Consider the following 25,571-nt stretch of genomic DNA (forward strand, 5'->3'; position numbering starts at 1 on the left):
TAAGTATTGATAATCTGATTGAACTGGTATATTGATATGATTAGAAAATATATACTACTTTTAAGTTTTTGGAAGATAAATAGCACTACCCGGCAACCGCAGGACATCTTTTTAAAGAAAAATATAACTACTATGGATACACTGGATAAAACAGACCGGAAAATACTGGAGGCACTCCAGGCAGATGCCCGCCTGAACACCAAAGAAATTGCGCATCGTATAGGGCTGTCCGTTACACCCACCTATGAACGGCTGAAGAAAATAGAGAAAAGCGGGGTGATCAAAAGCTATGTAACCCTGCTGCATGGCGATAAAGCCGGCAAAACGCTGGCAGCCTACTGTAATGTATCGCTGCAGCTGCATTCACAGCCGCTGATAAAGAAATTTGAAACCGCTATCGCAAAAATGGAAGAAGTGATGGAGTGTTATCATGTGGCCGGTACCTACGATTATCTCTTGAAGGTAGTGGTAAACGATATGCGCAGCTACCAGCATTTTTTAACCAATAAACTGGCGGCCATTGAAAATATCGGGCAGGTACACAGCTCTTTCGTAATGACGGAAATTAAGCACACCACAGCTTTCCGGCTGGGATAGTTATCGCCTCAGCACACTTACGCCGCCCAGCGGATGGTCCTGCAACACCACCGTATAGGCGCGGGGGGTAGGTTCCGGTTCTTCAGACAAAGGGATGGTAAAGGAGAAACTGCTTCCGCTGCCAGGCATACTGTTAAACCAGATCTGCCCGTGGTTGCGTTCTACAAAGTCTTTTGAAAGATGCAGCCCCAGTCCGCAGCCCTTTTCATTCTGCGTACCGGTAGTAGAGTAGTAGATGTTGGAGAAAATACGGTGCTGGTTTTCCACGGGAATACCGGTACCATTGTCTTTTACCGTGATTTCCGCCTGTTCATTATCATGTGTGGCGGTAATCAGTACTTCACCGCCGGAAGGGGTGAATTTAATCGCGTTATTGATCAGGTTACGCATTACCAGCCTGATCATATCAGGGTCTGCGTATACCATAATGCATTCATTCAGTTCGTGCGACAGCTTCACTTCTTTCTGCCGCGCCAGGGTTTGCAACAGCTCAAATTCGCGGTTTAATAACAAGGTCACATCAAAATCATCCGCTTTCACACCAATACCTTTCATCTGGTTGCTGGCCCATTGCAGCATATTGTCCATCATGTAAGCCGTGTTTTTTACATCCCTCCATAATTCATCGGTATAGATGCGGAACTGCGCCGCATCTATTTTTTCATCTTTCAACAAAAAGAGTAATCCTTCCAGGATGGCCAGTGGTGAACGCAGGTCGTGAGAGATAACCGAGAATATTTTATCCTTTACCTGGTTGAGGTTTTCCAGTGTGGCATTTTGTTCCAGGATAATGCGGTTCTGCATGGATACTTCCCGGTTCTTGTTATTCAGTTCGAGATACAGCTCCTGTTGCCTTTTATAAAGGCGGTACACCATTACGGTAATCAGTAGCAGCGCCAGGAAAAGTGCCGCAGCCGACAGTACCAGCACCCGCTGTTGCTGTATGGTAGCGAGGTGCATGTGTTGTTCCTTCTTCAGCAAAATATTTTCGCGTTGCTTTTTTTCAGATTCGTATTTTTCCTGGGAGCGGGATATCAGCCGGCCTTTTTCGGCGTTGAAAAAGTCGATGTTCCGGTTACTGAATTCCTTGTAGCTCTCAAAGGCGGAGGCATAGTCTTTACGGGCAGAATCCAGCTCATAACGGATCTTGTAATAGATCATCTCATTTTTCACATTGCCCAGCGTATCATTTAACAGCTTCGCTTTTTCCAGGTTTTTGGCTGCGCCTTTCAGATCGCCCTGCATGGTTTGTATTTCAGCGAGATTCAGGCTCGATTTCACCGCACCGGGTAAATTGCCGGCATCCTGGTAATAGGTGTTGGAGAGCTGGTGGTAGCGCAGCGCATCATTATACCGGTGCCGGAGCATGGCAACAATACCCATGTTTTCATAGGTATAGGCCAGTCCGCGCTGATCATGCAGCTCCAGTTTTATTTTTTCGGCCTTTTCCAGGAACAGCATGGCGGAATCTGGTATTTTCAGGGAGATATAAGCGGAGCCAATATTATTCAGGGTCTTGGCAATCTCTGTTTTTTCGTTTCTTTTCAGCTTGATGGCCAGGGCCTTTTTAAGATAAATGAGCGCGTCCCGCGGGGTGTTCAGTTCTGTGAAAATATTCCCCACATCGTTATTCAGTACGCCCAGGGTATAAGAATCGCCCAGTACTTCCGCCAGTTTCAGGGCATTGAGGGTCAGCTGCATCTGTTGATCCAGGTGCCCTTTGGTATTTTCCACGAGGGCAAGGTTGCGCCAGGCCCATATTTTTCCTTTGGTATAATGAAGACTGTCGCTCAACCGGAGCGCTTCGGCGCCATACTTTGCTGCAGTAGGGGCGTCTATAGTGAAATACGTCCTGGACACCTGGTTCAGCAGGTTCACCCGGGTGGTATCGTTTTGTGAATGGGAATGCAGTACTGCCAGCAGGCTGTCGTTGATAAACTGTTGCGCTGTTACCGCAGGCGACAGCAAAATCAGGTATAATGGGATTAAAACGCACTTCTTCAAAGGACTAGCCGGCAGCATATTTAATAGTGTTGGCAGTGACAAGGGTGGAGCGATTCGGGGACGGTCCACTTTATTAATATTGGTTGAAATTAAAGATAATGTGCCACGATTCAAAGTAAGTTTGAGAAAAAAGTGAGGAACGGGGCGATGAATTTAGTGTTATGACCCTATAAATCAATTAGGGTTGTATCTTTCCGCAAAGTTTAATAACCATGAAACCGCTCATTACCATAGAATATTGCCCGAAATGCGGCTGGCTGCTCCGGGCTGCCTACATGGCCCAGGAACTCCTCACTACTTTTACAGATGAGCTGGGAGGCGTTACCCTTCGTCCCAGTGAAATTGGCGGCTCCTATATTATCTGGCTCGGTGAAGAAAAGATCTTCGACCGCAAGGAAAGCGGGCATTTCCCGGAAATCAAATTCCTGAAGCAGCTGGTACGGGATCACGTGAATCCTGAAAAGAGCCTGGGGCATTCGGATCGTCCGTAGCAGAGGGCCCGCCTTTGGTGATCCTCCGCTAAAATCTTTACATTTGCAGCCTATGCGTAAATACCTCCATATCACGGCTTTATCACTTTTATTAGCAATAGGCGCAAAGGCTCAGCAGGATAGCACTACAACAACCCCTTCTTCTTTACGGGAAGGGCTATACGACAGCGTATGGTTACGTAAGCGGAGCTTCTTTCCGTTGCCGGTGCTGGGCTACTCCCAGGAAAAAGGACTGGAAATCGGCGCCGCCATGTTGTATTCTTTTTATACAGATAATAAGAATCCCGACAGGGCTACCCGGAACTCCACCCTCAACCTGATCCCCGCGGTTACCACGGAGAGCCAGTTTAAGATAGACCTGAAAGCAAATATCTGGACCCGCAGCAATACCTGGCATTTTAAAAGTAATCTCCGGTATCATAACTACCCGCTCTATTTCTTCGGCATAGGCGATACTACCCACTACGATAACCGGTCGCTGGTAAACAACAGCCGCTATAAAGTACAGGTGGAAGGAGAACGGCGTATTGGCGGACACTTTTACGCAGGCGCTTCCATATTATACCAGCACGACACTTACAGCAGCGGCGACGATAAAGGCATTTATACCACCATGCCGCTTACCGACAAAGAAGGCGGATATGTTACCTTTCTCGGGCTCACGGGTATCTTCGATAACCGCGATAATGAAAACTATGCCCGCCACGGCTCCTGGCTGAAACTCAACCTGGCATACGCGCCTTCTTTTTTAAGCAAACATCCGCTCTTTAAAATAGAAGCACAGGGTACACATTTCCTGTCCATCTCCCGCAAAAGTACACTGGGCTTTAATGGCATCTTCAATAGTCTCCAGGGCAATGAGCTGCCCTTTTACCTGCTGCCTGAAATGGGGAACGACCTGATCATGCGTGGCTATTACACCGGCAGGTACCGCAACCAGAACTACCTGGCCGGGCAGGCGGAATACCGCTATCTCATCGATCCTAAAATGCGCATTCATATCTGGTTTGTAGATATCAAACCAAAATTTGCACTGGCTGCATTTGCAGGTACCGGTGCCGTATTCGCCAATCATGATTTCCGTTTCGGCGGATTTAAACCAAGCTATGGCGCCGGAATCCGTTACTTCTACGACGAAAATGCAAGGCTCACTATTCGTATAGACTATGCCGTTGGAGAGATACGTAGCGGCGAATCCAGGCAAAAAGGATTGTATCTGTCTCTGGCGGAAGCATTCTAGTTAATGCTTCCGGTGCTGGTTATGTGGTAATAATTTGTTAACTTTCAATAGATTAAATATCGTACTCCAAAACCGTTGCATATGAAAAATCTATTCCTGCTAGGGGCAGTCGCCATGCTTTTGATTGTTACCCACAGCACACAGGCCCAGGACAATTCCAGCACCCAATCTTCTTCACGCTCAAAATTTTATCTGAAAGTTACCGGTGGTTATTTCTTCAGCGTATCCCCGGGGCAGTTCCCGAATGTTGGCCCATATCCTCCGCAGGATCTGCACACAGAGTTTAACCCGGCCTCCGGCGTGGACACTATCAGCCGTAAGGTACTCACTGGCTCCTACGGAGAAGGTTTCAGGGGAGGGCTTTCCGTTGGCTACAATATCAACAAATATTTTGCGGTAGAAGGAACCTTTAATTATTTCCACAGCAAGAAAAACCTGATGACCCGTCAGCGCACCACCCTCGCCGGTTCCGGCAGGGAATTGGGACATGTGGAATCGCACGGATATGTAAACGCAATAGATTTTGCACCGAGTCTCGTGGTAAGTCCGGGTTTCGAAAAAGTAAATCCATATGTGCGTTTCGGGGTAATAATACCATTATGGGGCCGACTGTATATTGAAACAGATGCCACCCAGGTGTCCAGTCCTGCCGGCATCCCCACCGGTACGCAGGTAGTTACCAGTATCAACAGGAAAGAAGAAATTAAGCCTAACCCTACCGTCGGCTTCCAGGGAGCATTCGGTGTATCCTTTACGGTATCGCCGCGCTTTGACGTTTTCGTGGAAACAGAATACAAAAATGTACCGGTGCGCAGCAAAGAAAAGGAGATCACTGAATACAATGAAACCAATACCCTCATCAACGGTACCACCGGTGCGGTAATGCAATCCCTGCCAGGCCGTACTATTAACGATTTGTCGGTAGCGGAAAAGAATACAAAATACGTAACCACGCTGGATCAGAGCTCCAATACGCCGGTAAACCAGCAGGGCACCAAAGTAATTTATAAAGATGATAATAAACCGGCCAATGACCTGAAATCCTATATCAATATCGGGGGATTGGGATTGAATGCGGGATTGAAATTCCGGTTGTGACAATAAACAAACAGGTAAGATAGGGAAGGCTAAAAACCTTCCCTTTTTTATGCACCGGTTGCAGTAAATTCATCCGGTATTTTTCTTTATTGATTCATACTACGGGTACATCCCGTACGTAATTTAACTACTTTTGTCTTTCACCGACTAATTTTTATGCCAGAACAGATGCCTGCTATTTCACGCGAAGATTTTAACTGGTTAACACAAACCTATGGAAAGAAGAGTGGCTACTCGCACATAGATACCAAAGAAAGCGTGGTACATGAAATATTCATGGATAAGGTACTTATTGGTACTGCCTTCCTGAATTGTGCTTCCTATGAGCTTTCTTTTGGTACGCCAGGATTGCACATCCGGAAAAACAGGCTGGATAATTATAAGTTGCACGACAAAGCAGTGCTTATCCCGGATGAGATGAATGAGGAAGATGAAGAAGAGCTGTTGCTCCGCTGGGCTGCCCTCATGCAGGAACTAAAGATGCTGGAAAACCTGCACGGTCTTTCCAATGCCCGTGAACCACTGGTACAGCTATATCTCGATATCTTTAATGAAGACGATGCCGAAGAGCAGATCAGCCATTTGCCGGATATCGTGCTGCCAAATGCCACCGCCATCTGGGAAGAATTATACACGGCATTATCAGCCACCGGCAACGTGGTGGAATTTGAATGGCAGCAATTTGCGGAAAGCGGCATTGATGCGCTGAATGAACTTACCCCTTTGCGGCAGGCCGGTATTACGCTGAATGCGCCGGATGCGGCCGACTTTGAAGCCATCATCGGTGCGGAGGATTTCGCCAAAGGCGTGCTGGACTTTGTAAATGATCAGCTGGATGAACATGAGCTGAAAATAGTTGCAGCCGGTACCTGCCTGGATGAATATCAATCCTTCACCTGTCTTAATATGCAGGACTTCCGCCTTGCCAACGCCCTCCTGAAAATGGAAGAACTCTGTCTGATCTGTTTTTTCTAGTATATTAAAATCAGGTTAAAAAAACACAAACGGGCTACCAAAGCTGGTACTTTTAAATACCTTAGTAAATTCATTACAGTATACCACATGAAATTATTCCGGCATTTATTTTTTGTATTAATCGCGGTGATGTTCCTGCCACAGGTGCAGGGGCTGGCCGGGAAGATACAGTTAAAAGGCACGGATAATATCCACGCAGCCACCGGCAGCACATTTAAAGCGGTAGAGAAAGCGCCCCGGTTCCGCGCTACCATTAACCGGTTCAAACGCCGCCCCGTTGGTATCAACGACAGCTACGGCCACGAAAAGGTTTGCCCGCTTTTATTGTCGGCGGTTACTACCCGGTTTATTTATGTAGACAAAATCCTCAAAGGATATTATTTCAATCCTTACCTCAGCGTACCCACGCCGCTAAGAAGCTGGAGAGGCCCACCTGCCGCCTGATAACCCGTTTTATCATTTTATTTATTTCATTTTCTTTTTTAGCGATTTATGAACTTACATAGGATCGTGAAGAAGAGGTGTTGGTGGTTGCTATGTATTGTCCCCTTCACTTCTTTGTTCGCACAATCTGCAGCGGATAGCTTTTCGCTGCAGCGGGCTATTACGCTTACCCTCGCGCATTACCCCGCTATTAAGGCCAAACAGGCCCAGGTAAACGCCGGACAGGCCAGTCTTACAGATATTAAACACAATTGGTATCCGGCCATAAAACTGCACGACCAGGTAGATGCCGGTACAGACAACAGCATTTATGGATCTTACTTCACATTGGGCATGATCCCTTCCACATCAGGTGGTATCCGCGCAGAAAATAACAGCGCCCTAATGAGTGGCAACATCGCAATGGCAGCCATGCAATGGGAGATTTACAACTTCGGCGCCTATGGCAGTGAACAGAGAGAAGCGGCCCAGTCGCTGAAAGTACAGCAAACAGATCTGAACAATACCGCTAACCAGCTCACTGTATCCGTTATTCAAAACTACCTGGAACTGCTCCGGCTATACGAATTGCAGCAAATAGCCACAGACAATATCCAACGTAATGCAGAAGTGTTAAAGGCGGTAACGGCTACCGTGCTGCATGGCCTCAAACCAGGGGTGGACAGCGCCGTAGCAGCCGCGGAGTTGTCGAAAGCAAGACTCACCCTGTTGGATATAAAAAACAACTACAACCAGGTGCGCATCCAGCTGGGCGTTTTTACGGGTCTTGATACTGCACAGATACAGCCCGATACCGTTAATAACAAACGCTTGCCGGTACTGCTGGACAGCGAAGCGCCGGACAGCCTGGCGGCCCATCCTATGCTGGCGTACTATAATGCCGTATACCAGCAACAACGCGCCGCCGCAGATGTGATCCGCAAATCACGGCTGCCAAAAGTAAACCTGATGGCAACTGGATGGATGCGCGGTTCCAGCGGATCATTCAATGATGTATATGATAAAAACCTGTGGAGCGGCCTGGGATACAGCAGGTACAACTATTTACTCGGACTGGGGATCACTTACAATCTTACGGACCTGAAACGTACACATGAAAAAGTAGCCGTACAGCAATACCGCTCGGAAGTAGCCGCGCAACAACTGGCCACTACCCGCACCACGCTCAGCGGCTTATTGCAACAGGCGCAGTCGGATATACAAACATCGCGTGATAAACTGAAGGAATTGCCTTTGCAACTGGCGGCTGCCCGTGCTGCTGCAAGGCAGAAAATGGCGTTGTATAAAGGAGGACTCACCAATATTATTGATGTCACCACCGCTTTGTTTGTGTTGAACCGCGCTGAAACAGACCTGGTACAAACCCGCGATGCCGCCTGGAAAGCGCTGTTCCGTGCCGCTTATGCGGGCAACACTATTTCACAACTTTTACCTGATCTGAACTAAACGCTATTCATTATGTCATTTGTATCTTCGGCACTGAAGAAGCCCATTGCGGTGGTGGTGATCACCGGCGGACTGCTGCTTTTTTCTTTGCTGTCTATCTTCAATATACCCATCGACATCTTTCCGAAATTAAACCTGCCCACTATCTATGTGATAGAGCCATACGGGGGAATGTCGCCTCAACAGATGGAAGGCTTCTTTGCCACCCGGCTGCAGGATCAGTTCCTGTATGTAAATGGTGTAAAAAGTATTTCCACCAAAAACATACAGGGGTTAACGTTATTAAAACTCACCTTTTATGAAAATACAGATATGGCGGAAGCTTCCGCCCAGGTGGCATTACAGGTAAACCGCGCCATGAAATTTTTTCCGCCCGGAGCCCTTCCGCCGCAGGTAATGCGTTTCGACGCATCATCCCTTCCGGTAGGCGAGCTGGTGTTCAGCAGCCCGAAAAAGTCGCTGAAGGAAATTTACGACCTGGCCGCTACCCGCATCCGGCCTATGTTTGCTTCGGTACCCGGCCTATCCGCGCCACCGCCCTTCGGCGCCAACTCCCGGTCGGTGGTCATAAATGTTGATCCGCAAAAGCTGCGCAGCTTCAACCTCAGCGCCGATGAAGTAGTGGAGGCCGTCGCAAAAAATAATGTGATGACGCCCTCCGGCAATATCCGTATCAATAATACGATGTTCGTGACCACCATCAACTCCCTCGAAAAGGAAGTGGCGGGCTTTGGCGATATTCCCATCGTTACCAATGGCAACAACAATGTGTTTGTACGCGATGTAGCCCGCGTGGCCGACGCCACGGATGTAACGGTGGATTATGCACTGGTCAACGGTAAACGCTCGGTGTACATCCCCGTAGTAAAAACAGCCGACGCCTCCACCTGGGACGTGGTGAAAACACTGAAATCCAAAATCCCGGAAATGCAAAGCCTGCTGCCGGACGATGTAAACGTATCGTACGAATTTGACCAGTCGGTATTTGTGATCAATGCCGTGAAAAGCCTGATCACAGAGGGCGCTCTGGGAGCATTGCTCACGGGCCTGATGGTACTGCTGTTCCTGCGGGACCTGCGCAGCTGCCTGGTGGTGGTAGTTACGATACCGGTGGCGGTGTTATGCGCGGTAATGGGGCTTAAATTAGCCGGGCAAACCATTAACATCATGACGCTGAGCGGCCTCGCACTGGCCATTGGCATCCTGGTGGACCAGGCCACGGTGACTATTGAAAACATCCACCAGCACCTGGAAATGGGGAAATCCAAGCGGCAGGCGATTTATGATGCGTGCGAGGAAATTGCATTCCCGCTGTTGCTCATCCTGCTTTGTATCCTGGCGGTATTTGCGCCGTCATTTATCATGACGGGCGTACCACGCGCCATGTTCCTGCCACTGTCACTGTCAATCGGTTTTGCGATGGTAGCTTCCTATTTCGCGGCGCAAACACTGGTGCCGGTTATAGCCAACTGGTGGCTAAAGGCAGATAAATACCAGCATCATGCGCACGCCGTTATGGCACTGGATGCGGAAGAAGTAAAAGAAGTGAATGAGCACCTGCAACACGCCGCGCAGCATCCGGAAAAAGCGACAGGCTTCGAACGTTTCAAATCAGGCTTCATGCAGGTCCTTGAAAGCGGCATGAATAAATCGCGTGTAGTCGTTACCGTTTATATCATAGGCTCGCTGCTGCTGGCAGGTGGCTGTTATGTATGGATAGGAAAGGACCTCATGCCCCACATCAACGCAGGGCAGTTCCAGCTTCGTTTACGCATGCCCGATGGCACACGCCTGGAACGCACAGAAACCGCACTGCATGAGGTGCTGTCGGTAGTGGACAGCACCGTGGAGGGGCATGTGGCCATCAGCTCGGCTTATGTGGGATTAATTCCCAGCAGCTATGGCACCAGTAACCTTTATATTTTTAACAGCGGCACCCATGAAGCTGTGTTGCAGGTGAACCTGGAGGAAAACTACAAAGTAAATATTGAAACACTGAAAGATCAGCTCCGGAAGAACATCACGGCGAAAATACCGGAGATGCGATTGTCTTTTGAGCCGATAGATCTCACGGAAAAAATTATGAGCCAGGGAGCCGCCACACCCATAGAAGTAAGGGTGGCAGGGAAGAATATGCAACAGATCTCCACCTATGCACAACAACTGGTGAATAAGCTCCACGACATTCCATTCCTGCGGGATGTACAGATTGCGCAGCCACTACATTTCCCGGTGATCAGCATTCACATCGATCGCCTTAAACTGGCGCAGATGGGGTTAAATATTTACCAGGTAGCCCGCTCTGTTACCGCATCCACCTCCTCCAGCCGCTTTACTGAAAAAAATCAATGGCTCGATGAAAAGGTAGCCTATACCTACCAGGTGCAGGTACAGGTGCCGGAGTATAACATGACAGCATTAAATGATCTGAAAGAGATCCCGCTGGTGCAAGGCCAGCCGCGGCCCGTACTGGCAGATGTGGCCACTTTTACCCAAACGGAAATGCCGGGGGAATACGACCGTTCCGGTCCGCGTAGGTTCGTTACCGTTAGTGCCAATATTTCCGGTAAAGATCTTGGCGCCGCCACCGCGGCGGTACAGCAGGCAATCCGGGAAACCGGTACGCCGCCGAAGGGATTAATCACAGAACTGAAAGGCGCATCCAGTCTCCTCGTGGAAACGCTGAACAGCCTGCAGAACGGGCTGATGATAGCAGTAGCCGTTATTTTCCTGTTGCTGGCGGCCAACTACCAGTCGTTTAAATTATCACTGGTGGTACTTACTACCATCCCGGCGGTGATCGCCGGCGCACTGATCGCATTGTTGCTCACCGGGGCCACGCTAAACCTGCAGTCTTATATGGGCATGATCATGTCTACCGGTGTGTCGGTGGCCAATGCCATCCTGATTGTTACCAATGCGGAAAAGCTCAGGGTGGAATACCGCGATGCCCGGAAAGCAGCCGTCGTGAGCGCCGGCGTAAGATTACGCCCCATCCTTATGACCAGCCTGGCCATGATTGCAGGGATGATCCCAATGGCCAGCGGCCTGGGGGAAGCAGGTGATCAGACGGCGCCGCTGGGCCGCGCCGTAATCGGCGGACTGATAGCTTCCACACTCGCAGCCCTGCTCATATTACCGCAGGTATATGCGCTGGTGCAGCGTAAAACAGGCTACCAGTCGCCTTCCTTAATGCCCGACAACGGCAATATTCAAAATAAAATCTAACAAGATGAAGCACTATAAATATTATCTGTTCACTGTAAGTATGATCGTTGTCATGGCCGCCTGTAATTCAGCCGCCATGACCGATAAAAAGAAAACAAGTAAGGACGAACGTCATTATACCCTCGCAACGGTGGTACAACGGCCGCTGGCAGGGAGTATCCGCCTGCCTGGTACGTTGGCTGCTTTCCAGAAAGTAAGCATCTACCCGAGGATCAATGGTTTTGTGAAAAGCATTTCGGTAGACCGCGGCTCCAAAGTGAGAAAAGGACAGGTACTGCTGGTGCTGGAAGCGCCGGAAGTAACCCAGCATTACTTCGCCGCACAATCCAAATACCTGCAGGCAGCGGCCATGTTCGCCTCCAGCAAAGATAACTACGAACGCACCGTGGCCACCAGCGAAGAACCAGGCACCATTTCCCCGCACGACCTGGAGCTGGCCAAAGCCCGTATGCTGGCCGACAGCGCATTAATGAACAGCGAACAGGCCAATTTCCGCGCACAGGAAGTGAACCGCGGTTACTTAACCGTTACGGCGCCCTTCGATGGTGTGATCACGGAACGCAATATTCACCCCGGCGCGCTGGTAGGGCCGGATACCAAAGTAGATGATAAGCCCATGTTGATGCTGGAGCAGGAAGATAAGCTAAGGCTGATGCTGGAGGTGCCCGAAATATACAGCGCCCAGCTATCAGAACAATCGGGGATTACATTTGAGGTAAACGCCATTCCCGGCGAGCACTTCCAGGGTACCATCGCCCGGCAGGCAGGTACGCTGAATGATAAATACCGCTCTGAAGCTGTAGAAATAGATGTACAGAATGCGAAACGGTTACTCAAAGCAGGAATGTATACGGAAGTAATGCTGCCGCTGAAAGGCTCGGCACAGGCGCTGCTGGTGCCCGCCAGCGCCATCGTGATGTCTACGGAAAGAAAGTATGTTATCGCCGTAAGAAATCATCATACAAAATGGATTGATATAGAAGAAGGTAATCACCACAATGATTCCACGGAAGTGTTCGGCCGCCTGCAGGCAGATGAACGTGTGATTGCGCCTGCAACAGATGAAGTTAAAGAAGGTATCATGATTCCGTAACGCAAAAAAAAGTGCCGTCCCGAAGAATCGGGACGGCTTTTCTGCTAACTGTTCCGTCTATATTGATTTTCTTATGTTCTTATTAAAAAAAGAGAACAAATAACATCCACCTAGTAATCAATAACGGATTTACCTGTTGTTCAACTAAAAAAAGTTTTTAAAGAAGGCAATAAGATTCCCTTACGCTTTTTACGTGAAGAGTTTCAATAGGATAAAATGGTTTTGGATTTTTTGTATGATGCGTAATGACAGTCATAGCGGGCTAACGCTATGCGGATGATGGCTGCTATCTTCTTAAATATTTTTTCCTTTTTGTTTTTCCCCTAAATAATCCTTTTAATGCGCATCTGAAATAATAACACGAAACAATTTAAAATTGTTCTCTGAAAAATTATTTTAAAAATTAAAAAGTTCGCGGATGCCGAGGGCAAACATCTGAACGCCGATAACGGCCAGGATAAGTCCCATCATTTTTGTGATCACCATCATTACATTGGTGCCGATAATTTTTACAATGCGTTCACCTGCAATAAAGAGGAGATAGGTGATATAACATATAAATGCATAAATGCCTATTACAATTGCGAGATGTGAGAGATCTTTGGCAGCTGAATAGCTCATAGAAGTAGTAATAGCGCCGGGGCCCGCCAGCAGCGGCATCGCCAGCGGGGTAATGGCTACGCTGATCCCGTGGTCGGCCTTCACCGGTTGTGTACCGAGTTTTGGATTCTCATTTTTATTCTCCTTTTCTCCGCGTACCATTTCATAACCAATCACAAAAACAAGGATACCGCCGGTAACCCGCAGTGCGGCCAGCGTGATGCCAAAAACATGAAAAATGAGTTTGCCCGCCACACTGAATACAAGAATAATACAAAAGGCAATGATCACAGATTTGGTGGCAATGTTTCGCTTCGCTTTTTTATCCATATTGGATGTCAGCTCCATGAAAACAGGGATGGCTGAAACAGGATTTACAATTGCCAGTAATCCCATGAATACTGTAGTCGCAAACGCGATATAATTATCAAATAATGCCATCATATCAGCAATATAATAAATTTTATTTATCAGCAAATATCCCCGCTAGGAACGTAACCGGGGTAGTTGCCAGTTATGACGCAGACTTATCAGCCGGATGCTCACTATAACGGTAACGGCTATACCCTGGGCGATATCTCCGGAAATACCGGTAAAGTGCCCGGCAACCAGGTACAGGATGCCGCCGGCTATGGACGCGGCTGCATATATTTCACGGGTAAAAAGAATGGGCTGCTCCCCGGTGATAACATCGCGCAGCAGCCCGCCGAAAGTACCGGTAATTACGCCCAGCGCCACACATATAGGCATGGGAAGCCCGCTGCCAGTCCTTTGTTGATTCCGGTAATAGTAAAGAGTCCCAGCCCTATCGCATCAAAAGTGCTGAGTAAACGGGTGAGTTTTTTTACATAGGAAAAAAATAGTGCGGCAATAATGGCGGCCACAATAATAGCACTGTTGGTGAGCCTCGATGAAGGTAAGCTGCATTCTCCTTGTCTTATTTATGAACTAAGGTAAGGATACTTTATATGACTATAACAGGAGAGAAGCAACTAATCAGTGCTGCTTAATAATCATCCTCATAGGCAGATTCACCACGAAGCGTACGCTCTATCTGGTTACGCAGGCCATGACTGAATCCTTCCACTTCAATTTTCGGATGATGATCCAGGTAGATCAGGAAACGGCCCGTTTCCTTCGAAACAAGGTCATAAATGTCTTCCAGTAAAGCACAAAGTAATTTCCGGGTGTTTTCGGCAATCTGTGCAAGGGGGGAATCTTCAAAATGCCGGTATTCACGGTTTTTATAAGATAAGGTAATCTGTAACATAACTGATGGTTTTTCTGCAGGATTTAGGATTACCGGTTAAAATATGGTTAACCGGCTGGTTTTCATTATCTAATTATTAATTCTGACATAAAAATAGGTAAAAAGAAATTGTTTTTTTAATACGAAAGGGTGATTTTTTATCCAGTTAACGCTACCATCCCTATATTGTTCATTTTTTTTCTATTATAATTTGGCTACCATTGCAAATTATTCTTACATAATGAAGAAACTTACGCTACTCATTGTTTTTATTGCGCTGTATTATTTACCCGCACAGGCGCAGCCCGGGAAGGGCATCCGGTGGAGCCCCGACGGCAAATCTTATTTTAAAGCCACCCCGGCCGGGATCGAATCTTTCCCGCTATCCGGTGAACCTTCTTCCGTTAAAATTCCCGCAGCCAGCTATCATAGCCTTGCCATAAAGGATTTTTATTTTTCGGGAGATGAAAAAAAAGTACTGCTTTATACCAACTCAAAAAAAGTATGGCGCTACGAAACCCGCGGCGATTACTGGTTACTGGACATTGCCAGCGGAAAGCTGTTGCAGCTCGGGAAAGATAAACCCGCGTCTTCCCTTATGTTCGCTAAATTATCACCGGATGGCGCCAAAGCGGCCTATGTAAGCGGGCATAACATTTTCGTGGAAGACCTCTCCACCGGCGTCATTACTCCTATCACCACCGATGGCACCCGCCGTTTTATCAATGGCACATTCGACTGGGCCTATGAAGAAGAATTCGGCTGCCGCGACGGCTTCCGCTGGAGCCCCGACAGTAAGCGCATCGCCTACTGGCAGATTGATGCGACAAAGATCCGCGACTTCCTCATGATAGACAATACCGACTCTATATACTCCTTTACGGTTCCGGTGGAATACCCGAAAGCAGGGGAGAGCCCTTCCGCCTGCCGCATCGGCGTGGCAGATATACAAACTGCTAAAACAACCTGGATGCAGGTTCCCGGCGATCAGCAACAACACTATATTCCCCGTATGGAATGGGTACCCGGTAAAAATACCCTTATCATCCAGCAGCTGAACCGCAAACAAAATGAAAGCAAAGTAATGCTCTGCAATGCAGCTAATGGAAACGTTCGCTCTATTTACCAGGAAAAAGACAGCGCCTGGATCGATGTAAAGTCGCGCTGGGATGATGACAACATCGCCGGATGGGACTTTATCCGCAACAGCAAATCCTTTATCTGGGTAAGTGAACAGGATGGCTGGCGTCATCTTTATAATATTTCTACAGAAGATGGTAAAGCTACCTTACTCACACCCGGTAACTATGATGTGATCAGCATTGCAAAAATTGATGAAGCCACTAATACCATCTATTTCCTCGCCTCACCGGATAATCCCACCCAGCAGTATCTTTACAGGGTGCCGTTAAACGGCGGCAAGGCGGAACGCATCACGCCGGCCAACGAACCCGGCTCCCATGAATATAAAATTTCGCCTTACGGGATCTGGGCTATCCACGACTTCAGCAACGCCTATACTTATCCAGTGAGCGAATACCTCCAGCTGCCGGCGCATAAAAGCAATGGCAATACAGTATTGAATGCCATCTCCAAAGGCGCCGCAGCGCCCAACAAACCGGAGTTTTTCAGCATCACTACTGTTGATGGTGTTACCATGAGCGGCTGGATGAGCAAACCTGCCAATTTTAATCCCGCAAAAAAATACCCCGTGGTATTTTATGTATACGGCGAACCCGCTGGCGCTACTACACTGGACGCCATCGGCGCAGGCCGCAACTTTCTCTATGATGGCGACATGGCCGCCGATGGATATGTATACGTGTCAATGGACAACAGGGGCACCCCGTTGCCGAAAGGCCGCAGCTGGCGTAAATGCGTGTACCGCAAAGTTGGATTGATCAATGCACGCGACCAGGCAATGGGCACTAAAGCGTTATTGCAGAAATATACTTTTCTTGATCCGCAACGCACCGCTGTATGGGGCTGGAGCGGCGGTGGCTCTATGACGCTGAACCTCCTGTTCCAGTATCCGGAAATTTATAAAACAGGAATCGCTATTGCGGCAGTAGGCAACCAGCTTACTTATGATAACATTTACCAGGAACGCTATATGGGCCTGCCCGAAGAAAACCGGGACGACTTTGTAAAAGGTTCGCCTATCACTTATGCAAAAAATCTCCAGGGCAACCTGCTGTACATCCACGGCACCGGCGATGATAACGTACACTATCAGAATGCGGAAATGCTGCTGAATGAACTGATCAGGTATAACAAGCAGTTCCAGTTTATGGCTTATCCTAACCGCACGCACAGTATCTCTGAAGGACAAGGAACTTTCGAGCACCTGTCTACTTTATATACTAATTATTTGCGTTCGCATTGTGAACCGGGCGCAAAATAAGTACCTTTGCCTCCCTAAATTGAAAAGTATGTCCAGGACAGCTATTATTGGAATACTGGCAGTGTTGCTGGTGATTGTATGCGCTTTTTTGCCGTGGTCGGTGGTAGACGTGGAAGGCAGGCACCTGGTATTTACAGGCGTAAACGGAACAGGTTCCAATTACGGGGAGCCCGGCCGGTTATGTATTATCCTTTCTGTACTGGCCATTGGAATATTCCTGGTGAAGAATAAGTGGGTGTCCAGGGTGAACCTCTTTATTGTAGGGTTCCTGCTGGCCTGGACTTTCAGGAATATGTTGTTGTATTCAAGATGTGAAATGGGCGATTGCCCGCAGTCGCAACCCGGTCTGTACCTGTCTTTCGCCGGTGCGCTGGTGGCTTTTGCCTGCGTGTTGTTTACACGCTCGCCAAAAAGCAGTAAATAAGGAACGAATAGCAAAAGCGGCATCCGGGTAATTTCCGGATGCCGCTTTTTTATTTTCAGAAGATGGTTTTATGTAAGATCCATGCGCCTGCAAGGATACCGGCTCCCATCAGCCAATACCGTAAAATTACCGGGAGTGGACGTTGCGCAGTTACCTTCGCCTTGATAAAACTAAAGACGGTGAGCCCCAGGAAAACCAGCAGGATACTGGTTTGTGAGGCAGCCGCGAAATTTTCATTGGAGAGATAAGGTCCCAGCGAAAGGATACCGCCAAGCAAAAAGAAAAACCCCGTCATCAACGCACTCTTGATAGCACGGGAACGGCTAAACGCAGATTCCTTTACTTTTTCATGTTCCAGTATCAGCTCCCATGAATGGGCATCCTTCTCCATTTCCTGTTCTATATGCGCAATCATCCGTGGGGTGATATCCAGGCGTTGCAACTTGGTTCGTTCCTGGTCCGACAACAGGGCGTTGTCGTGCTGCAGGTCGCCTTTATTGGCCTGGAACGCACTGATCATCACCAGCATCGCGCCGATGATCCACGCACACAGGTGGATGGTGTAAAAGGTCTGGATCTCAATGGGAAATACCTGTATCACCTGCGTAGCAAAGAACAGCAGGAAAAGCCCATCGGGGAACCCGATTAAGAAATCTGTCTTCCATCCGGAACTACGGATGGCTTTATGGGTTGTAGTCATACAAAGGTTCACTAACTGAAAGCCTGCTCCAGGCTTCTTTTAATGATTTGCACACAATCGCTGATCTGTCCGGCATTGATAGACAGGGGAGGTGCAAACCGTATTTTATCACCGTGTGTAGGCTTGGCCAGCAGGCCGTTTTCTTTTAAAGTAAGACAAAGGTCCCAGGCGGCTTCCGGGTCTTTATGTTCGATAACGATGGCGTTCAGCAGTCCTTTACCACGGATGGTGGTGATGTATGGCGAATGAAGTTCCTTCAGGCCGTTGCGGAGCAACAGGCCCATTTCCGCGGCGTTTTCCGCCATCTTTTCATCTTTCAGTACCTGCAGGGAAGCAATGGCCACTTTGCAGGCGAGCGGGTTGCCGCCGTAGGTGGAGCCATGTTCGCCGGGCTTGATGGTGAGCATGATCTCATCATCGGCCAGTACGGCGCTCACCGGCAGGGTGCCGGCAGATAATGCCTTTCCAAGTATCAGTATATCCGGGCGCACATTTTCATGATCGCATGCCAGCATTTTACCGGTACGGGCCAAACCTGTCTGGATCTCATCTGCAATGAACAGTACATTGGCGTCCTGGCAATACTGCCGCGCTTTGGACAAATATCCTTCATCCGGTACCATCACACCGGCTTCCCCCTGTATGGGTTCCACCAGGAAACCGGCTACATTTTTATCCTGTAAAGCCTGTTCCAGTGCGGTTAAGCTGTTGTAAGGAATTACTTCATAACCCGGCGTAAACGGACCAAAGTTATCACGTGCTGAAGGATCCGTACTAAAAGAGATCACATTCAGCGTACGCCCGTGGAAGTTATTGGCGCATACAATGATTTTTGCCTTGTCTTTCGGAACGCCTTTTACAATATATGCCCAATGGCGGCAAAGCTTCAGCGCTGTTTCCACCGCTTCCACACCCGTGTTCATGGGCAGCACTTTATCATATCCGAAGTAAGTGGTGATGTATTGTGCGTATTCTCCCAGCAGATCGTTGTGAAATGCGCGGGATGTAAGTGTCAGCTTTTTTGCCTGCTCTATAAGGGTGGCAATAATTTTAGGGTGACAATGCCCCTGGTTTACGGCAGAATAGCCGGATAGAAAATCATAATAACGTTTGCCGTCCACATCCCATAAATAAACACCTTCGCCCCGGTCCAGTACAACCGGCAGCGGATGATAATTATGGGCGCCATACTGTTCTTCCAGCGCCAGGTAATGTTGTGATTTTTCGCTTATCGTGTATGAAGGTACCATAACTCAAAAGTAAGGAAAAAGATGAAAGAAGCTGTTAGCCGTCAGCTAACAGCTTCGGGCTAATTGCCTCCTTTCAGCTTCTTTACCAGGTCCACATATTCCTGCATGGCCGCATCTTTCGTTTTACCTTTCAGCTCCGCCCACGCTTCATGCTTGGCTTTCGCCACAAAATCAAATGGGTTGGAAGGGCCGTCATTATCCACGTCGCCGGTTGTTCCCTGTTTGTACAAGGCATACAGCTGCAGCAAAATTTCATTGGACGGTTTCTCCGGCAGGGTTTTACTGGCTGCCACTGCCTCTTCAAACTGACTAGTTAGTTCCATGTGCGGTGAATTTTGAATTTTTAATAATACGGGTTAACACCCTCATTTTTCCCTTATGTCTATAAAGTTGAGCTTTATATATTAATATATCAAAAAAAGCCCGCGCTATGGTTTCTATCTCCTTAAAAACCAAATAACAAAACATAATTACTAAACGCATTAACTAATGAACTAATTTCAATACCTTTGCCGGCTGAAAAGGTCCGATGCAATACATTGCAGCAGGGCTACGGAACAGCAAAACATCATATGAAGAATATTCGCAATTTTTGTATCATTGCCCATATTGACCACGGTAAAAGTACCCTGGCAGACCGATTACTGGAGTTTACACATACTATTTCAGACCGCGACATGCAGGCCCAGGTGCTGGATGACATGGATCTTGAACGTGAAAAAGGTATCACCATCAAGAGCCACGCCATCCAAATGGATTACACTGCAAAAAATGGTGAAAAATATATCTTTAACCTGATCGATACACCCGGCCACGTGGACTTCTCCTACGAAGTATCCCGCGCACTTGCCGCCTGCGAAGGCGCACTCCTCCTGGTAGATGCCGCACAGGGTATCCAGGCGCAAACTATCTCAAATCTTTACCTGGCACTGGAAAACGACCTCGAAATCATCCCCGTTATCAATAAAATTGATATGCAGGGCGCCATGATCGAGGAAGTGAAAGACCAAATCATTGAACTCATCGGCGTAAAAGGAGAAGATATCCTGCTCGCCTCCGGTAAAACCGGTATCGGCATCGAAGATATCCTCGAAGCCATCGTAAACCGTATTCCTGCTCCCAAAGGCAGTAACGACGCGCCATTGCAGGCACTCATCTTCGATAGCGTATTCAATTCCTTCCGTGGTATCATCGCGTATTTCCGCGTGTTCAACGGCTCCATCAAAAAAGGAGATAAGATCAGGTTCTTTAACAGTGGAGAAGAATATTTTGCAGATGAAGTAGGCATCCTGAAACTGGGCCTCGATCCCCGTAAGGAAGTGTTCACCGGGGATGTAGGGTATATTATTACCGGTATCAAAAGTGCTAAGGAAGTAAAGGTAGGAGACACCATCACGTTGTCAAATAACCCCTGCCTGGAAGGTATCAACGGATTCCAGGAAGTAAAACCAATGGTATTCGCCGGTATCTATCCTGTAAATACAGAAGATTTCGAAGAGCTGCGTGAATGTATGGACAAACTGCAGCTGAACGATGCTTCCCTGACCTATGAGCTGGAAACCTCACAGGCGTTGGGTTTTGGCTTCCGTTGCGGATTCCTCGGCATGCTCCACATGGAAATCATCCAGGAACGCCTCGAAAGGGAATTCAACCAAACCGTTATCACCACCGTTCCCAACGTAAGCTTCATTGCACACACCACCCGCGATGGAGTACTCATCGTAAATAACCCGAGCGAAATGCCCGATCCTACTAAGCTGGACAGGATCGAGGAACCTTTCATCCGCGCACAGATCATCACCAAACCCGAATATATCGGTAACATCATGACCCTGTGCCTCGGCAAACGCGGTAATCTCCTGAATCAAAGCTATCTGACCACCACCCGCGTGGAACTGATGTTTGAAATACCTCTGACGGAAATCGTATTCGACTTTTATGATAAACTGAAAAGTCAGACACGCGGATACGCCTCCTTCGATTATACGCCGATCGGATTCCGCGACAGCGATATCGTGAAAATGGATATCCTCCTGAACAACGAAAAAGTGGATGCACTCAGTGCCCTGATCCACAGAAGCCGCGCACAGGAGTTTGGCCGTAAACTCACCGAAAAACTGAAAGAACTGCTGCCACGCCAGCAATTCCTCATCGCCATCCAGGCTGCCATCGGCGCAAAGATTGTTGCCCGCGAAAATATCAGCGCTATGCGTAAAGACGTAACCGCGAAATGTTATGGCGGTGACATCTCCCGTAAACGTAAATTACTGGAGAAACAAAAAGAAGGTAAGAAACGTATGCGCCAGATAGGTAACGTGGAAATACCACAGGAGGCATTCCTGGCGGTACTCAAACTGGATGATTAAGCGAATTTTGTCTTTCTCAGGATTAGACTGATTTTACTGATTATATTTTAAAAATGATTTTGGGAGATATCAGCGAAAATATTTTCGCTGATATCTCCCAAAATCATTTAAAACCCAAAGTGATCAAATCCCTAAATCAGCATAATCAGTCTAATCCTGAGAAAGACAAACTCCGCGTTCACCAAATTTATTATATTTGAGAAAACCAATCACCCATGCGTTCTTTAGTTCTCTCTTTAACATTCGTTTTATCCGCGCTCACGTTCTCTGCTGTAAAAGCCCAACAGGCCCCGCCTGCGGCCGAAGAGGTAGTAAAAGATGCCTGCGCACAGGCAGCAAAAGCCAATAAAAAAGTAATCCTCATCTTTCACGCATCCTGGTGCGGATGGTGTCATAAAATGGATACCGCGATGAACGATGCCAGTGTTAAGAAAGCATTCGACAATAACTACGAGATCCGTCATATCACCGTGCTGGAAAACGGCGCCAACAAAGCACTGGAAAACCCAGGCGGCGCTGACCTGCTGGCAAAATACCACGGCGATCAGGAAGGTATTCCCTTCTGGCTGGTATTAAACACCAACGGTGAAATGCTGGCCGACAGCCGCATGAAAAGTCCTACAGGCAAATTGCAGAATGTTGGTTGCCCTGCCCGGAAAGAAGAAGTGGAATACTTTGTAGGCATCCTCGAAAAAACATCAAAAATGAAACGCGGAGAACTGGACGCAGTACGCACCCGGTTTGGTAAAATAGCCTCCGCAGCACATTAAAGCGGAATTTGTCTTTCTCAGGATTACACTGATTTTACTGATTATATTTTTTAAAAAGATTAGGGGAGATAAAAGCGAATGTTCCGCTTATATCTCCCCTAATCTCTTTAAAAATCCAAAATGATCAAATCAGAAAAATCAGTATAATCAGTGTAATCCTGAGAAAGACAAATTCCGCGGAAAATTCGTACTTTACCACTCCTTTCATACACCAGCCAATCTCCCGGAAACAAGTTTTTATACAACAATCTATTCATATGCACCTGACTGCACGGGAAACCGAGAAATTATTACTGCACCTGGCCGGAGAACTGGCCGAGAAAAGAAAAGCAAGAGGACTGCGCCTTAACTACCCGGAAGCCATTGCCCTTATCAGCAGCCGCTTAATGGAAGCTGCCCGCGACGGAAATACCGTGGCTGCGCTCATGCACTACGGCGCTACCATTCTTACCCGCGAAGATGTAATGGAAGGAGTACCCGAAATGATACATGAAGTTCAGATCGAAGCTACCTTTCCCGATGGCACCAAACTGGTCACCGTACACGATCCTATCCGCTAACCATTACTAAATCTTACAACCATGATCCCCGGAGAATATTTTTTGAAGAAAGAAGATATCATTGCCAATGCCGGCCGGAAAACGGTCAGGGTAAGTGTGGTGAATACCGGCGACAGACCGGTACAGATAGGCTCCCACTGCCACTTTTTTGAAGTGAACCGCATGATGTCCTTCCCCAGGGAAGCAGCATTCGGTATGCGGCTCAATATTCCCTCCGGCAACGCAGTACGCTTTGAGCCAGGCGAAGCCAAAGAAGTAGAACTGGTGGAACTGGGCGGCGCCCGGAAAGTGATCGGTATCAACAACCTCGTAAACGGCGATACCACCGATCCTGCCGTAAAGGCCGCTGCCATCGCCAAAGCAGCTTCCCTCAACTTTAAATCTGAACAACTATGAGCCTGTCCATCAGCAAAACAAAATATGTAAACATGTACGGTCCTACCACCGGCGATCGCGTACGGCTGGCAGATACAGACCTCATCATCGAAATAGAAAAAGACTACAATGTATACGGCGATGAAAGTAAATTCGGCGGCGGAAAAAGCGTGAGAGACGGCATGGCGCAATCGGCCACTGCACTGCGCAGCGAAGGCGTGCTCGATTTTGTGATCACCAACGTTACCATCATCGACCATTGGGGTATTGTGAAGGGAGATATAGGGATTAAAGACGGTAAGATCGTTGCAATAGGGCAGGCCGGTAATCCCGACACAATGGACGGTGTACATCCGCAGCTCATCATCGGTGCATCTACCGAAGTACACAATGGCGCCAACCTCATCGCCACCGCCGGGGGGATTGATACGCATATTCACTTTATCTGCCCGCAACAGGTGGATCACGCGCTCTTCAGCGGTGTAACTACCCTGATAGGCGGCGGTACAGGCCCGGCTGATGGCACCAGCGCCACCACGGTAACACCAGGGAAATGGAACATCCAGCGCATGCTGCAGGCCGCAGAGGCATACCCGGTAAACCTCGGCTTCTTTGGTAAAGGCAACTGCGCTACCACAGGACCACTGGTGGAACAGATCGCCGCCGGCGCGCTGGGACTCAAAATTCATGAAGACTGGGGTTCCACACCAGCCGTAATAGACGCTTCCCTGAAAGTAGCAGACGAACTGGATGTACAGATCGCCATTCATACCGATACGCTGAATGAAGCCGGTTTCCTCGAAGATACACTCAACGCCATCAACGGCCGCGTAATACATACCTTCCACACCGAAGGCGCCGGTGGCGGCCACGCACCGGATATCATCCGTGCAGCCTCCTTCCCGAATGTATTGCCCGCATCTACCAATCCCACGCGCCCCTACACGGTAAATACCATCGATGAACACCTCGACATGCTGATGGTATGCCATCACCTGGATAAAAAAGTGCCGGAAGATGTGGCCTTCGCAGATTCCCGTATCCGCCCGGAAACCATTGCAGCAGAAGATATCCTGCACGACATGGGCGTATTCAGCATCATGAGCTCCGATTCACAGGCGATGGGCCGCATCGGTGAAGTCATTATCCGCACCTGGCAAACCGCAGATAAAATGAAGAAACAACGTGGCGCACTGGAAGAAGATAAAAACAGCGACAACGATAACTTCCGCGTAAAAAGATACATCGCCAAATACACCATCAACCCGGCTATCGCACACGGCATCTCCACGCATATCGGTTCCCTGGAACCCGGTAAGATGGCTGATCTCGTGCTGTGGAAACCCGCTTTCTTTGGCGTGAAACCGGAAATGATCATCAAAGGCGGCATGATCAATGCCAGCCGTATGGGCGATCCCAACGCATCTATTCCAACACCGCAGCCGGTGGTGTACCGCCATATGTTTGGCGCACACGGAAAAGCACTGCTGCATACCAGCGTACTGTTCGTATCTGCGTTATCGTTAGAGAAAGGAATTAAAGAAGAATATGGTTTGCAGAAACAGCTGTTACCGGTGAGCAACTGTCGTAACATCTCCAAAAAAGACCTGATCCACAACGATAAAACACCCGATATCACCGTAAATCCTGAAACATATGAAGTACAGGTAGACGGTGAAAAAATTACCTGCGAACCGTTAAAGGAACTGTCGTTGGCACAGCGCTATTTTTTATTTTAACCCGGAGGAGATATGTTGGTAAGGGAAATCATAGGAAATACGGATACGCATACACGCAGCAGTAAAGAAACAGACCTGCTGCCGCTGGAGTGGTTTGAAACCTCCCGGCGTATTCAGCGGAAACACACTGCCGGCGGCCGTGAAGTAGCACTGAAATTTACAAAGGAAGGGCAGCAGCTCAGGCAAAATGATATCCTTTATCAGGACGACGACCTGATGATCGTGGTAGATATCCTTCCCTGCGAAGCCATCGTGATCAGCCCGCGGAACATGGCCGAAATGGCAAAGGTGTGCTACGAGATCGGCAACAAACACCTGCCGCTTTTCCTCGAAGAAGAACAACTGCTGATTCCGGCAGATGAGCCGCTGTACCGCTGGCTGCATGCAGCCGGGTACCCGGTGGTAAAAGAACGGCGTAGGCTCCTGCACATCCTGCGTACTAACGTGCAGCCACACACGCACGGAAACAACGGCCCTTCATTTTTTGAGAAGATTTTGGAACTGGCGTCAAAATAAAG

At 48.3% G+C, this 25,571-nt stretch carries 24 protein-coding genes; 17 read left to right on the forward strand and 7 right to left on the reverse strand.

The genetic code is table 11. From position 1 onward, the window contains the following. Window positions 1–132 precede the first annotated feature (132 nt). On the forward strand, window positions 133–597 hold the full coding sequence (locus tag ACMXI2_RS12145) for an Lrp/AsnC family transcriptional regulator (protein ID WP_111578145.1): 465 nt from the start codon (window positions 133–135) through the stop codon (window positions 595–597). Here the strand turns inward: ACMXI2_RS12145 and ACMXI2_RS12150 are convergent, their stop codons facing one another. Continuing rightward, window positions 598–2,670 (reverse strand): tetratricopeptide repeat-containing sensor histidine kinase, encoded by a 2,073-nt coding sequence (locus ACMXI2_RS12150; protein WP_483781843.1) that lies wholly within the window; start codon window positions 2,668–2,670, stop codon window positions 598–600. It abuts the gene before it with no gap. A 143-nt stretch (window positions 2,671–2,813) separates the two neighbouring features. On the opposite strand from ACMXI2_RS12150, the gene ACMXI2_RS12155 reads away from it, so the two are divergent. From ACMXI2_RS12155 to ACMXI2_RS12190, 8 genes are all read left to right on the forward strand, one after another. Beyond that, a complete protein-coding gene (locus ACMXI2_RS12155; RefSeq protein WP_483781844.1) occupies window positions 2,814–3,092 on the forward strand; it encodes an Rdx family protein in 279 nt (92 codons plus the stop codon). A 52-nt stretch (window positions 3,093–3,144) separates the two neighbouring features. After that, the gene (locus tag ACMXI2_RS12160) at window positions 3,145–4,332 is read left to right on the forward strand and encodes a hypothetical protein (protein ID WP_483781845.1); all 1,188 of its coding nucleotides are present in this window, start codon (window positions 3,145–3,147) and stop codon (window positions 4,330–4,332) included. 81 nt (window positions 4,333–4,413) lie between these two features. Continuing rightward, entirely contained in the window at window positions 4,414–5,430 is a 1,017-nt protein-coding gene (locus ACMXI2_RS12165; protein WP_483781846.1) for an outer membrane beta-barrel protein, read from the forward strand. Between the two features lie 156 nt (window positions 5,431–5,586). Next, entirely contained in the window at window positions 5,587–6,405 is an 819-nt protein-coding gene (locus tag ACMXI2_RS12170) for a DUF6630 family protein (protein ID WP_483781847.1), read from the forward strand. An 87-nt stretch (window positions 6,406–6,492) separates the two neighbouring features. Next, complete coding sequence (locus tag ACMXI2_RS12175; protein ID WP_483781848.1) at window positions 6,493–6,849, forward strand: hypothetical protein; 357 nt, start codon at window positions 6,493–6,495, stop codon at window positions 6,847–6,849. Between the two features lie 66 nt (window positions 6,850–6,915). Continuing rightward, on the forward strand, window positions 6,916–8,295 hold the full coding sequence (locus tag ACMXI2_RS12180) for a TolC family protein (RefSeq protein ID WP_483781849.1): 1,380 nt from the start codon (window positions 6,916–6,918) through the stop codon (window positions 8,293–8,295). A 12-nt stretch (window positions 8,296–8,307) separates the two neighbouring features. After that, window positions 8,308–11,523 carry an efflux RND transporter permease subunit gene (locus tag ACMXI2_RS12185; protein WP_483781850.1) on the forward strand — a complete coding sequence of 1,072 codons (3,216 nt, stop codon included), beginning with the start codon at window positions 8,308–8,310 and terminating at the stop codon, window positions 11,521–11,523. Window positions 11,524–11,527: 4 nt separating this feature from the next. After that, complete coding sequence (locus ACMXI2_RS12190) at window positions 11,528–12,616, forward strand: efflux RND transporter periplasmic adaptor subunit (protein ID WP_483781851.1); 1,089 nt, start codon at window positions 11,528–11,530, stop codon at window positions 12,614–12,616. A 396-nt stretch (window positions 12,617–13,012) separates the two neighbouring features. Here ACMXI2_RS12190 and ACMXI2_RS12195 read toward each other — a convergent pair whose 3' ends face one another. The 3 genes from ACMXI2_RS12195 to ACMXI2_RS12205 form a co-directional block, all read right to left on the reverse strand. Then, complete coding sequence (locus tag ACMXI2_RS12195) at window positions 13,013–13,660, reverse strand: MarC family protein (RefSeq protein WP_483781852.1); 648 nt, start codon at window positions 13,658–13,660, stop codon at window positions 13,013–13,015. Window positions 13,661–13,702: 42 nt separating this feature from the next. Further along, window positions 13,703–13,966 (reverse strand): trimeric intracellular cation channel family protein, encoded by a 264-nt coding sequence (locus ACMXI2_RS12200; protein ID WP_483781853.1) that lies wholly within the window; start codon window positions 13,964–13,966, stop codon window positions 13,703–13,705. A gap of 256 nt (window positions 13,967–14,222) precedes the next feature. Then, on the reverse strand, window positions 14,223–14,486 hold the full coding sequence (locus ACMXI2_RS12205; RefSeq protein WP_483781854.1) for a hypothetical protein: 264 nt from the start codon (window positions 14,484–14,486) through the stop codon (window positions 14,223–14,225). A 220-nt stretch (window positions 14,487–14,706) separates the two neighbouring features. On the opposite strand from ACMXI2_RS12205, the gene ACMXI2_RS12210 reads away from it, so the two are divergent. Then, on the forward strand, window positions 14,707–16,869 hold the full coding sequence (locus tag ACMXI2_RS12210) for a S9 family peptidase (RefSeq protein WP_483781855.1): 2,163 nt from the start codon (window positions 14,707–14,709) through the stop codon (window positions 16,867–16,869). A gap of 28 nt (window positions 16,870–16,897) precedes the next feature. Beyond that, a complete protein-coding gene (locus ACMXI2_RS12215; protein WP_079471846.1) occupies window positions 16,898–17,293 on the forward strand; it encodes a hypothetical protein in 396 nt (131 codons plus the stop codon). A gap of 55 nt (window positions 17,294–17,348) precedes the next feature. Here ACMXI2_RS12215 and ACMXI2_RS12220 read toward each other — a convergent pair whose 3' ends face one another. From ACMXI2_RS12220 to ACMXI2_RS12230, 3 genes are read right to left on the reverse strand one after another with little or no spacing between them, the layout of a single operon-like run. After that, window positions 17,349–17,993 carry a VIT1/CCC1 transporter family protein gene (locus ACMXI2_RS12220; RefSeq protein ID WP_483781856.1) on the reverse strand — a complete coding sequence of 215 codons (645 nt, stop codon included), beginning with the start codon at window positions 17,991–17,993 and terminating at the stop codon, window positions 17,349–17,351. An 11-nt stretch (window positions 17,994–18,004) separates the two neighbouring features. Further along, window positions 18,005–19,243 (reverse strand): ornithine--oxo-acid transaminase, encoded by a 1,239-nt coding sequence (gene rocD / locus ACMXI2_RS12225; protein ID WP_483781857.1) that lies wholly within the window; start codon window positions 19,241–19,243, stop codon window positions 18,005–18,007. A gap of 59 nt (window positions 19,244–19,302) precedes the next feature. Continuing rightward, a complete protein-coding gene (locus ACMXI2_RS12230; protein WP_079471849.1) occupies window positions 19,303–19,566 on the reverse strand; it encodes an acyl-CoA-binding protein in 264 nt (87 codons plus the stop codon). 249 nt (window positions 19,567–19,815) lie between these two features. Between ACMXI2_RS12230 and lepA the strand changes: the two genes are divergently transcribed. The 6 genes from lepA to ureE all read left to right on the forward strand — a co-directional run bounded on the left by lepA (window position 19,816) and on the right by ureE (window position 25,569). Then, window positions 19,816–21,609: a translation elongation factor 4 gene (lepA, locus tag ACMXI2_RS12235; RefSeq protein ID WP_483781858.1), complete on the forward strand. Its 1,794-nt coding sequence runs from the start codon at window positions 19,816–19,818 to the stop codon at window positions 21,607–21,609. A 215-nt stretch (window positions 21,610–21,824) separates the two neighbouring features. After that, a complete protein-coding gene (locus tag ACMXI2_RS12240) occupies window positions 21,825–22,379 on the forward strand; it encodes a thioredoxin family protein (protein ID WP_483781859.1) in 555 nt (184 codons plus the stop codon). A gap of 257 nt (window positions 22,380–22,636) precedes the next feature. Next, a complete protein-coding gene (gene ureA / locus ACMXI2_RS12245; RefSeq protein ID WP_079471851.1) occupies window positions 22,637–22,939 on the forward strand; it encodes an urease subunit gamma in 303 nt (100 codons plus the stop codon). 21 nt (window positions 22,940–22,960) lie between these two features. Continuing rightward, window positions 22,961–23,335, forward strand: coding sequence for an urease subunit beta (ureB, locus tag ACMXI2_RS12250; RefSeq protein WP_336388574.1), 375 nt, complete (start codon window positions 22,961–22,963; stop codon window positions 23,333–23,335). Beyond that, on the forward strand, window positions 23,332–25,053 hold the full coding sequence (ureC, locus tag ACMXI2_RS12255; RefSeq protein ID WP_483781860.1) for an urease subunit alpha: 1,722 nt from the start codon (window positions 23,332–23,334) through the stop codon (window positions 25,051–25,053). Before ureB ends, ureC begins: the two co-directional genes overlap by 4 nt. Window positions 25,054–25,065: 12 nt before the next feature. Next, window positions 25,066–25,569: an urease accessory protein UreE gene (gene ureE, locus ACMXI2_RS12260; RefSeq protein ID WP_483781861.1), complete on the forward strand. Its 504-nt coding sequence runs from the start codon at window positions 25,066–25,068 to the stop codon at window positions 25,567–25,569. Window positions 25,570–25,571 lie beyond the last annotated feature (2 nt).

Source organism: Chitinophaga sp. G7 BAM 1005 (genome assembly GCF_057126945.1).